Source organism: Streptomyces sp. NPDC055103, assembly GCF_053607625.1.
This window is the reverse complement of the sequence record NZ_JBSGTX010000131.1, coordinates 1-9,414: the sequence shown is the minus strand read 5'-3', so window position 1 is coordinate 9,414 and position 9,414 is coordinate 1. Positions and strand designations below refer to the sequence as shown.

The window sequence follows — 9,414 nt, the reverse complement described above, 5'->3', positions numbered from 1 at the left end:
TTTTTTAAGTCCCCCGGGGTGCGGAACGCCGGGCCGCCGCCCTCGCGCGTATGTCCGGCCGCCCGGGATCAGCGGCGCGGCACGGCCTCCCCGCTCGCCGCGTCGACGACGGGCCGGTCGCCGAGCGGCCGGTCGAGCGTCACCGTCTTCGTCACCTCGACCGCGATGGCGATGCACGCCCGTCCCGGGTCCCTGGGAGTCTCCTTCACCCGCACGGTGACCCGGTCCGCGCTCTCCAGCGCCGTGACCGCGTAGTCGCTGCACACCCCGCCCCAGAAGGTGACGGACAGCTTCCGGCCGTCCCCCTCGGTCCGGAACGACTCGACCTGCCGCGCGGGGGCCGTGCCCTCGTCGGGCTCGGGCGCCGGTGTCGGCTCCGGCGACGGCTTCGCCGGCGGCGCCAGGAACTCCGGGGCCACCGCCGTCCGCGTCACCGTGTACGGCGCCGCGTCCGCGGGGTCCGCCGTGAACAGCCACGCCGGAACGAGCAGCCGCTCCCCGGCCACGTCCTGCGCGGCCAGACCGAACACCGCGCGCGTCACGGGCACCTGGTCCGGCGCCGCCATGTCCACGATCGTCTGGCAGGGCGCGCCCGGAGTGCTCGATCCGGTGCCCGGCTCGCCCAGATCCGGCCTACCGGTCGGCTTCCCGGAGTCCGGCACCCCGGCGTCGGGCTTGCCCGCCTCCGGCATCTCGGAGTCAGGCTTCCCCATCTCAGGGATCCCCATCTTCGGGGTCCCCACCTCGGGCGCCCCGGCCGGCGGGTCGGTGGCGCAGCCGCCGATGCCGATCGGGCCGGTGCCCTTCGAGGCCTCGTTCAGCTCGGCGAGCGCCTTCTCCGCCCCGATCACCGGGTACGTGTCGCCCTTCGCCGGCTCCTTGAGCATCCCGCTCCCGGCGACCGGCCGGGCGTCAGGACCGATGTGGAGCCCCGTCGACCAGCCGTAGGTCGGCAGACCGCCCACCACGGGCTCGGCGTTGACCACCCGGACCGAGCCGTTCATCACCTGCGTCGCCGACACCTTGGCGTCGTCCTGGCCGATCGCCTTCAGGACGGGCGCGGCCGCCGCCTTCGCCGCCGCCTCGCTCACCGGCGAACCGCCGGGGGAGGGCTTCGTCTCGCCCGGCGGAGGGCAGGCCTTGCCCTTGAGGCAGGAGTCGCCGGCGGGACCGCCGTCGTACCAGGAGTACGTCCAGTTGCCCGGCGCCTCGCGTGCCACGTCGAGGCGGGCCCCCGAGCCGTCCTTCTCGGGCCGGATCGTCCACACCTCACCCACCAGGGCCGGGCTCCCGGGGACGCCGAGGGCTTCGGCCAGCCTGGTCACCTCCGCCGAGGTGACCAGGCCCTCGGGCCGGTGGACCGCGGCCGAGGAGGGCCCATGGGGGAGGGGGCCCTTGGCTGTGTAGACGGTCCCGTTCGGGCCGCCGCCGGGGTCCGGCTCGCCGGGGGCGATACCGGCACCGTCCCCCGTACCGCCGCCGCCCGTACCGCCGGCCTCCAGGCGCAGCGGCGGGGGCGCGGCCGCCTTGTCGGCGGCCCGGCTCTCGGCGCCGGCCGGCGTGCCCTCGCCGGGCGCCGCCGCGGCGACGGCGAGATAGACCCCGCCGCCTCCGGCGAGCAGGACGCCCGCCGCCACCGAGGCGGTGACCAGCCTCCGCCGCCTCCGACCGTTCTCCGTACCGCTCACGGCATCGCTCCTTCGGACCCTGACATCCCTGTGGGAAGACACCGGTGGGACGGAGCGGGCGGGCGGACGGTTCCGTCCGTCAGCCGCCGTACTCGGCGGTGGCGTCGATCAGCCGGGCCGAGGCGGCCGGTACGACGACCCCGTGGATCAGCGCGGGGGAGACCGGAGCGGAGGCCGGCGCGGCCGGGGTCACCCAGTGCGGGACCATCCGCGCGCTGTCACCACGCAGCTGGGCGAGGCTCAGCTCGGACTCGTGACGCTCACGGGGAGCGGGGTGCAGGCTCATGGGCGCACCGTATGCACCGGGGCGCTCCGGAGAAAAGGCCTACTCTGGGGTAGTTTCCACTGTTCGGCAGAGAAGCCGCCACCCGGTAGCGTGAACTGTCATTACCGCCTTCCCGCAGGAGCACCCCACCGTGCGTATCGCAGTCACCGGCTCCATCGCCACCGACCACCTCATGACCTTCCCCGGAAGGTTCGCCGACCAGCTCGTGGCCGACCAGCTCCACACGGTGTCCCTCTCGTTCCTCGTCGACAACCTCGACGTGCGCCGGGGAGGCGTCGCGGCCAACATCTGCTTCGGCATGGGCCAGCTCGGCAGCCGCCCGTTCCTCGTGGGCGCCGCCGGCTTCGACTTCGACGAGTACCGCGCCTGGCTCGACCGCCACGGCGTCGACACCTCCGCGGTGCGGATCTCCGAGGTCCTGCACACCGCCCGCTTCGTCTGCACCACGGACAAGGACCACAACCAGATCGGCTCCTTCTACACGGGCGCGATGAGCGAGGCCCGGCTGATCGAGCTCAAGGCCGTCGCCGACCGCGTGGGCGGCCTCGACCTGGTCCTGATCGGTGCCGACGACCCCGAGGCGATGCTCCGCCACACCGAGGAGTGCCGCTCCCGGTCGATCCCGTTCGCCGCCGACTTCTCGCAGCAGATCGCGCGCATGGACGGCGAGGAGATCCGCACCCTCCTCGACGGGTCCACGTACCTCTTCTCCAACGAGTACGAGAAGGGCCTCATCGAGTCGAAGACGGGCTGGACCGAGGCGGAGATCCTCTCCCGCGTCGGCCACCGCATCACCACCCTCGGCTCGCGCGGCGTCCGCATCGAGCGGGTCGGCGAGACCCCGATCGAGGTCGGCTGCCCCGAGGAGACGGCCAAGGTCGACCCGACCGGCGTCGGCGACGCCTTCCGCGCCGGCTTCCTGACCGGCCTGCACTGGGGCGTCGGCCTGGAGCGCGCCGCCCAGGTCGGCTGCATGCTCGCCACCCTCGTCATCGAGACCCTGGGCACGCAGGAGTACACCCTGCGCCGCGCCAACTTCATGGACCGCTTCACCAAGGCGTACGGCGACGAGGCCGCCGCCGAGGTCCAGTCCCACCTGGGCTGAGGCCGCTGGAGCGCATGCGGGATGCGGCGGGTGGCTCTCAGGCCACCCGCCGCACCACGTACGCGACGCCACCCCGCTCGGACGGCTCCTCGCCCACGTACTCCTGGCCGCGCATCTCGCACCAGGCCGGGATGTCGAGACGGGCCGCCTCGTCGTCGGAGAGGACGGTCACCGTCCCGCCGACCGGCACGTCGCCGATCACCTTCGCCAGCTCGATCACCGGGATCGGGCAACGCCGGCCGAGCGCGTCCACCACGAGCGAGCCGGAGCCGGCCGCCGGGACCGCGGCCGAGGCGGCCGGGGCGCCGAGCCGCTCCCGTACCCCCGCGACCACCCCCGGCAGCAGGTCCAGGAAGCGGTCCACGTCCTCCTCCGCCGTGCCGGCCGGCAGCGACACCCGGACGTTCCCCTCGCTCAGCACCCCCATCGCGCGCAGCACATGGCTGGGCGTCAGCGTCGAACTCGTGCACGACGAACCGGACGAAACGGAGAAACCCTCCCGGTCCAGCTCATGCAGCAACGTCTCTCCGTCGACATAGAGACAGGAGAAGGTGACGAGGTGGGGGAGCCGGCGCACCGGGTCGCCCACGACCTCCACGTCCGGCACCAGCACCGGCACCCGCTCCCGGATCCGGTCCACCAGTGCCCGCAGTCGCGCAGCCTCGGCCGCCGCCTCCGCCCGGACCGCCCGCAGCGAGGCCGCCGCCGCCACGATCGCCGGCAGGTTCTCGAAACCGGGCGCCCGCCCCGACTCCCGTTCGTCCGCGGGCCCTTGGGGAGCGAACCGCACCCCCTTCCGTACGGCGAGCAGCCCCACGCCCGCCGGCCCGCCCCACTTGTGCGCGCTCGCCGCGAGCAGCGACCAGCCGCCCTCCACCGGCCCCCAGCCCAGCGACTGGGCCGCGTCCACGAGCAGCGGCACGCCCGCCGCCCGGCAGGCCTCGGCGACCTCCGCGACCGGCTGCTCGGTCCCCACCTCGTGGTTGGCCGACTGGAGGCAGGCGAGTGCCGTGCCGGGCGCGAGCGCCGCGCCGAAGACGTCCGCGTCCACCGCGCCGGAACGGCCCGCCGGCACCTCGGTCACCGCACCGCCTGCCGCCGCGTGCCGCTCGGCCGCGTGCAGGACGGAGGAGTGTTCGACCGCCGAGACGACGAGGCGGTTCCCGACACGCCGACGGCCCGCGAGAGCCCCGGAGATTCCGGCGTGAACAGCGCGCGTCCCCGAAGGAGTGAACACGAGCTCGTCCGGGCGGCACCCCACCGCCTCCGCCGCGGCCTCCCGCGCCGCGTCGAGCAGCAGCCGGGCCCGCCTCCCCTCCCGGTAGAGCCGGGACGGATCGGCCCAGCCCTCGTCCAGGGAGGCGAGCAGCGCCTGGCGGGCGACGGGGTGCAGGGGAGCGGCGGACGCGGCGTCGAAGTACGGCATCCGCCCACGGTAGGGCCTGCCCCCGGGCTCGGGCCGACACGCCCGGCCCGTACATCGATCCGCCGCGGGTGAGACCTCGTCAGAAGGCCCCCTCCGTACGTCGGCAGACCGCCGAACGGCCGTGTGGGACCCCCCTCCGGAACCCCGGAGTCCACCCCTTCGGGGACTCGGACGGCGCGTTGGGCACCCTCCCCGCGCGACCCCAAATAGCGTCCAGTAGGGTTTGGTCCGCATAAACATCCAAACCCCTGCCCGCGGCCGGGGCGGCGACCGACCAGCGAGACGGACGGCCGTGGCCGACCAAACGCGGGCCGAGACTCTCGGGAAGGCGCTACGTGAGTCCCAACGGCTCCGACCGCTCGTCGCGGCGCCCGATGCGGCGGAAGCTGCCGCAGGTGCTGACTGCGGGCCTGATCCTGGCGACAGCCACGGGCTGCTCGTACAACTGGGAAGACTTCCCCCGCCTTGGTATGCCCACCCCTGTGACGGAAGAGGCGCCTCGGATCCTCTCCCTCTGGCAGGGTTCGTGGGCCGCCGCGCTCATCACCGGAATCCTGGTGTGGGGACTGATCATCTGGTCAGTCATCTTCCACCGGCGCAGCCGGACCAAGATCGAGGTACCTCCGCAGACCCGGTACAACATGCCGATCGAGGCGCTGTACACGGTCACCCCGCTCATCATCGTCTCGGTGCTCTTCTACTTCACCGCGCGCGACGAGTCGAAGCTCCTTGAGCTCTCCCCCAAGCCGGCACACACGGTCAACGTGGTCGGCTACCAGTGGAGCTGGGGCTTCAACTACGTCGAGGACGTGCCCGGAGTCAAGGGCGACGCCAAGACGGACAAGAACCTCGCCTCGATCCCGGACAAGTTCCTGGAGGCGTTCCCGGAGAACGCCGGCGGTGTCTACGACGCCGGTATCCCCGGCGACCGGAACCCGCAGACCGGCAACCCGGGTCCGACCCTGTGGCTGCCGAAGGGCGAGAAGGTCCGGTTCGTCCTGACCTCCCGTGACGTCATCCACTCCTTCTGGGTGGTCCCCTTCCTCATGAAGCAGGACGTCATCCCGGGTCACACGAACTCCTTCGAGGTCACCCCGACGCAGGAAGGCACCTTCCTCGGCAAGTGCGCCGAGCTGTGCGGTGTCGACCACTCCCGGATGCTCTTCAACGTCAAGGTGGTCTCCCCGGAGCGCTACCAGCAGCACCTGAAGGAGCTGGCCGAGAAGGGGCAGACCGGCTACATCCCGTCTGGCATCGAGCAGACGGACCCGGCCAGGAATGCGGAGAAGAACCAACTGTGAGCATCCACAACGAAACCCAGGGTGCCGCCGCAGCTGAGGACTCGTACGAGAACGAGCTGCCCGTACGGCGCAAGCAGCCCGGCAACGTCGTGATCAAGTGGCTCACCACCACCGATCACAAGACGATCGGGACGATGTACCTGGTCACGTCGTTCGCCTTCTTCTGTGTCGGCGGCCTCATGGCGCTCTTCATGCGCGCCGAGCTGGCCCGTCCCGGCACGCAGATCATGTCGAACGAGCAGTTCAACCAGGCGTTCACGATGCACGGCACGATCATGCTGCTGATGTTCGCGACGCCGCTGTTCGCCGGATTCGCGAACTGGATCATGCCGCTGCAGATCGGCGCGCCCGACGTGGCGTTCCCGCGGCTGAACATGTTCGCGTACTGGCTGTACCTCTTCGGCTCGATCATCGCGGTGGCCGGCTTCCTCACCCCGCAGGGTGCGGCCGACTTCGGCTGGTTCGCCTACTCCCCGCTGTCGGACGCCGTCCGCTCGCCGGGTGTCGGCGCCGACATGTGGATCATGGGTCTGGCCTTCTCCGGCTTCGGCACGATCCTCGGTTCGGTCAACTTCATCACCACGATCATCTGCATGCGCGCTCCGGGCATGACGATGTTCCGCATGCCGATCTTCACCTGGAACGTGCTGCTGACCGGTGTTCTGGTCCTGCTCGCCTTCCCGGTCCTGGCCGCCGCGCTCTTCGCGCTGGAGGCCGACCGCAAGTTCGGCTCGCACATCTTCGACGCGGCCAACGGCGGAGCGCTGCTGTGGCAGCACCTCTTCTGGTTCTTCGGCCACCCAGAGGTGTACATCATCGCGCTGCCGTTCTTCGGCATCATCTCCGAGGTCATCCCGGTCTTCAGCCGTAAGCCGATGTTCGGCTACATCGGTCTGATCGCCGCGACCATCGCGATCGCCGGCCTGTCCGTGACCGTGTGGGCGCACCACATGTACGTCACCGGTGGCGTGCTCCTACCGTTCTTCTCCTTCATGACGTTCCTCATCGCCGTTCCGACAGGCGTGAAGTTCTTCAACTGGATCGGAACGATGTGGAAGGGCTCGCTGTCCTTCGAGACACCGATGCTCTGGACGATCGGCTTCCTGATCACCTTCACCTTCGGTGGTCTGACGGGCGTCATCCTGGCATCGCCGCCGATGGACTTCCACGTCTCCGACTCGTACTTCGTCGTCGCGCACTTCCACTACGTCGTCTTCGGCACCGTGGTCTTCGCGATGTTCGCCGGGTTCCACTTCTGGTGGCCGAAGTTCACCGGCAAGATGCTGGACGAGCGGCTCGGCAAGATCACGTTCTGGACGCTGTTCATCGGCTTCCACGGCACCTTCCTGGTGCAGCACTGGCTCGGTGCCGAGGGCATGCCGCGTCGTTACGCGGACTACCTCGACGCCGACGGCTTCACCGCGCTGAACACGATCTCGACGATCTCCTCCTTCCTGCTCGGTCTGTCGATCCTGCCGTTCATGTACAACGTCTGGAAGACCGCCAAGTACGGCAAGAAGATCGAGGTCGACGACCCGTGGGGCTACGGCCGTTCGCTCGAGTGGGCGACGTCCTGCCCGCCGCCGCGGCACAACTTCCTCACCCTGCCGCGGATCCGTTCCGAGTCCCCGGCGTTCGACCTGCACCACCCTGAGATCGCCGCTGTCGACCAGCTGGAGAACAAGGGGCACGAGGCCGAGGCCCTCACGGGCAGCAAGGGGGCCGGCAAGTGAAGATCCAAGGCAAGATGTTCATCTGGCTGAGCGTCTTCATCCTCGCCATGGCCATCCTCTACGGCGTGTGGTCGAAGGAGCCGGTCGGTACGACGGCGCTGTTCCTCGGGTTCGGCCTGTCCATCATGATCGGCTACTACCTGGCCTTCACGGCCAGGCGTGTCGACGCGATGGCGCAGGACGACAAGGAGGCCGACGTCGCGGACGAGGCCGGTGAGGTGGGCTTCTTCGCCCCGCACAGCTGGCAGCCGCTCTCGCTGGCCATCGGCGGTGCGCTCGCCTTCCTCTCGATCGCGATGGGGTGGTGGATCATGTACTTCTCCGCCCCGCTGATCCTGGTCGGCCTCTTCGGCTGGGTCTTCGAGTTCTACCGCGGCGAGAACCAGAACCAGTAGCACCAGCGGTACCCGCTCCCCAACGGAGCACCCCGAGGGGCCCGGACACTTCGTCACCGAAGTGTCCGGGCCCCTCGTTTGCCGTACTCGACGCGCTCGTGCCGGGGATTGTCCTTAGCGTGAGGTCATGAACGACACGCCGCGCATTCGGACTGTTCTGAGCTGCACTCTTCTGGCCGTCACCGTCACCGCAGCCGCCACGGCGTGCGCGGGCTCCGACGGCCACCCGTTGTCGGTGAAGCCCTATGACGCGGCGGACCAGCTCGCCATCAGTACCGCGGCCGGCGGCGCCAAGGCGGACCCGGAGAAGCCCCTGGAGATCTCCGCCAAGGGCGAGGACGGGCGGATCACCGACGTCACCGCCACCGACGCCGCGGGACGCCACCTGGCGGGCGAACTGACCGCGGACGGGCAGCGCTGGCGCTCCACGGCCGCTCTGGCGGCCGGCACCCGCTACACGGTCCGGGTGGCCACCGAGGACGAGGACGGCGCTCCAGGAGCCCGTACGTACACGTTCGAGACGGCCCCGGCCAAACGGGCCCTGACCGTCACTTTCGGGCCGGAGGCGGGCACGTACGGCGTCGGACAGCCCCTCACCGCCGACCTCAGCCTCCCCGTGAAGGACCGGGCGGCCCGCGCGGTCGTCGAACGCGCCCTCAAGGTCCGCTCCACCCCCTCCGTCGAGGGCTCCTGGTACTGGGTGGACGACAAGCAACTCCACTTCCGCCCCAAGGAGTACTGGCCCGCGGGCACCCGTGTGACGGCCACGGCCAACCTGGACGGCCTCAAGGTGGGGGACAAGCTCTACGGCGGCGCGTCCAAGCCGCTGAAGCTCTCCATCGGCGACCGGATCGAGGCGGTCGCGGACGCCGGGTCGCACTACATGACCGTCCGGCGCAACGGAGAAGTGATCAACACCATTCCGGTGACCACCGGCAAACCGGGCTTCTCCACCCGTAACGGCATCAAGGTGATCCTGGGCAAGGAGTACTACGTCCGGATGCGGGGCACCAGCGTCGGCATCGCCGAGGGCAGTTCGGAGTCCTACGACCTGCCCGTCTACTACGCCACCCGGGTGACATGGAGCGGTGAATACGTCCACGCCGCGCCGTGGTCCGTCGGCTCGCAGGGCGTGGCGAACGTCAGCCACGGCTGTGTCGGCATGTCGACCGGGAACGCGGCCTGGTTCTACGAGACCGTGCGCCCCGGCGACATCGTCAGGACCGTCAACAGCTCCGGCGACACGATGGACACCTTCGGCAACGGCTTCGGCGACTGGAACCTGTCGTGGGACAAGTGGCGCAAGGGCAGCGCCCTGGTGGAGCAGTCGGGAGACCCGACCGCCACCGAGGACGCCAAGGCCCGTCTGCGGCCCCTCTCTTTCTAGGGCGTGTCTCGAAAGTCCCGTCTGCCGGGCGGCGTCTGGCACGCACGCTCGCCGCGTTGTCGGGGTCGTCCCGATACACCAGTATCGGGACTG

General features: G+C 70.4%; 8 protein-coding genes. 5 read left to right on the top strand and 3 right to left on the bottom strand.

The genetic code is table 11. The features are described from left to right. Positions 1 to 68 precede the first annotated feature (68 nt). Both ACWFR1_RS39485 and ACWFR1_RS39480 read right to left on the bottom strand, forming a co-directional pair. Positions 69 to 1,688, bottom strand: a complete 1,620-nt coding sequence (locus ACWFR1_RS39485) for a hypothetical protein (protein WP_453560741.1) — start codon at positions 1,686 to 1,688, stop codon at positions 69 to 71. A gap of 79 nt (positions 1,689 to 1,767) precedes the next feature. Continuing rightward, the gene (locus ACWFR1_RS39480; protein ID WP_453560738.1) at positions 1,768 to 1,974 is read right to left on the bottom strand and encodes a hypothetical protein; all 207 of its coding nucleotides are present in this window, start codon (positions 1,972 to 1,974) and stop codon (positions 1,768 to 1,770) included. Between the two features lie 130 nt (positions 1,975 to 2,104). Here ACWFR1_RS39480 and ACWFR1_RS39475 point away from each other — a divergent pair, with 130 nt between their 5' ends. Next, positions 2,105 to 3,079 carry a carbohydrate kinase family protein gene (locus ACWFR1_RS39475; protein WP_453560736.1) on the top strand — a complete coding sequence of 325 codons (975 nt, stop codon included), beginning with the start codon at positions 2,105 to 2,107 and terminating at the stop codon, positions 3,077 to 3,079. 37 nt (positions 3,080 to 3,116) lie between these two features. Here the strand turns inward: ACWFR1_RS39475 and ACWFR1_RS39470 are convergent, their stop codons facing one another. After that, positions 3,117 to 4,505: an aminotransferase class V-fold PLP-dependent enzyme gene (locus ACWFR1_RS39470; protein ID WP_453560733.1), complete on the bottom strand. Its 1,389-nt coding sequence runs from the start codon at positions 4,503 to 4,505 to the stop codon at positions 3,117 to 3,119. A gap of 335 nt (positions 4,506 to 4,840) precedes the next feature. Between ACWFR1_RS39470 and ctaC the strand changes: the two genes are divergently transcribed. From ctaC to ACWFR1_RS39450, 4 genes are all read left to right on the top strand, one after another. Further along, on the top strand, positions 4,841 to 5,806 hold the full coding sequence (gene ctaC, locus ACWFR1_RS39465; protein WP_453560731.1) for an aa3-type cytochrome oxidase subunit II: 966 nt from the start codon (positions 4,841 to 4,843) through the stop codon (positions 5,804 to 5,806). Then, positions 5,803 to 7,539: an aa3-type cytochrome oxidase subunit I gene (gene ctaD / locus ACWFR1_RS39460; protein ID WP_453560728.1), complete on the top strand. Its 1,737-nt coding sequence runs from the start codon at positions 5,803 to 5,805 to the stop codon at positions 7,537 to 7,539. The genes ctaC and ctaD overlap by 4 nt, the downstream gene beginning before the upstream one ends. Next, positions 7,536 to 7,934, top strand: coding sequence for a cytochrome c oxidase subunit 4 (locus ACWFR1_RS39455; protein WP_453560726.1), 399 nt, complete (start codon positions 7,536 to 7,538; stop codon positions 7,932 to 7,934). The genes ctaD and ACWFR1_RS39455 overlap by 4 nt, the downstream gene beginning before the upstream one ends. 127 nt (positions 7,935 to 8,061) lie before the next feature. Continuing rightward, positions 8,062 to 9,321 (top strand): Ig-like domain-containing protein, encoded by a 1,260-nt coding sequence (locus ACWFR1_RS39450; RefSeq protein WP_453560723.1) that lies wholly within the window; start codon positions 8,062 to 8,064, stop codon positions 9,319 to 9,321. The last annotated feature ends 93 nt before the right edge of the window (positions 9,322 to 9,414 follow it).

Excerpts from the sequence above, each read along its gene's own strand:
- ACWFR1_RS39480 (WP_453560738.1), bottom strand. The coding sequence starts at position 1,974 with ATGAGCCTGCACCCCGCTCCCCGTGAGCGTCACGAGTCCGAGCTGAGC.
- ACWFR1_RS39470 (WP_453560733.1), bottom strand. The coding sequence starts at position 4,505 with ATGCCGTACTTCGACGCCGCGTCCGCCGCTCCCCTGCACCCCGTCGCC.
- ACWFR1_RS39450 (WP_453560723.1), top strand. The coding sequence starts at position 8,062 with ATGAACGACACGCCGCGCATTCGGACTGTTCTGAGCTGCACTCTTCTG.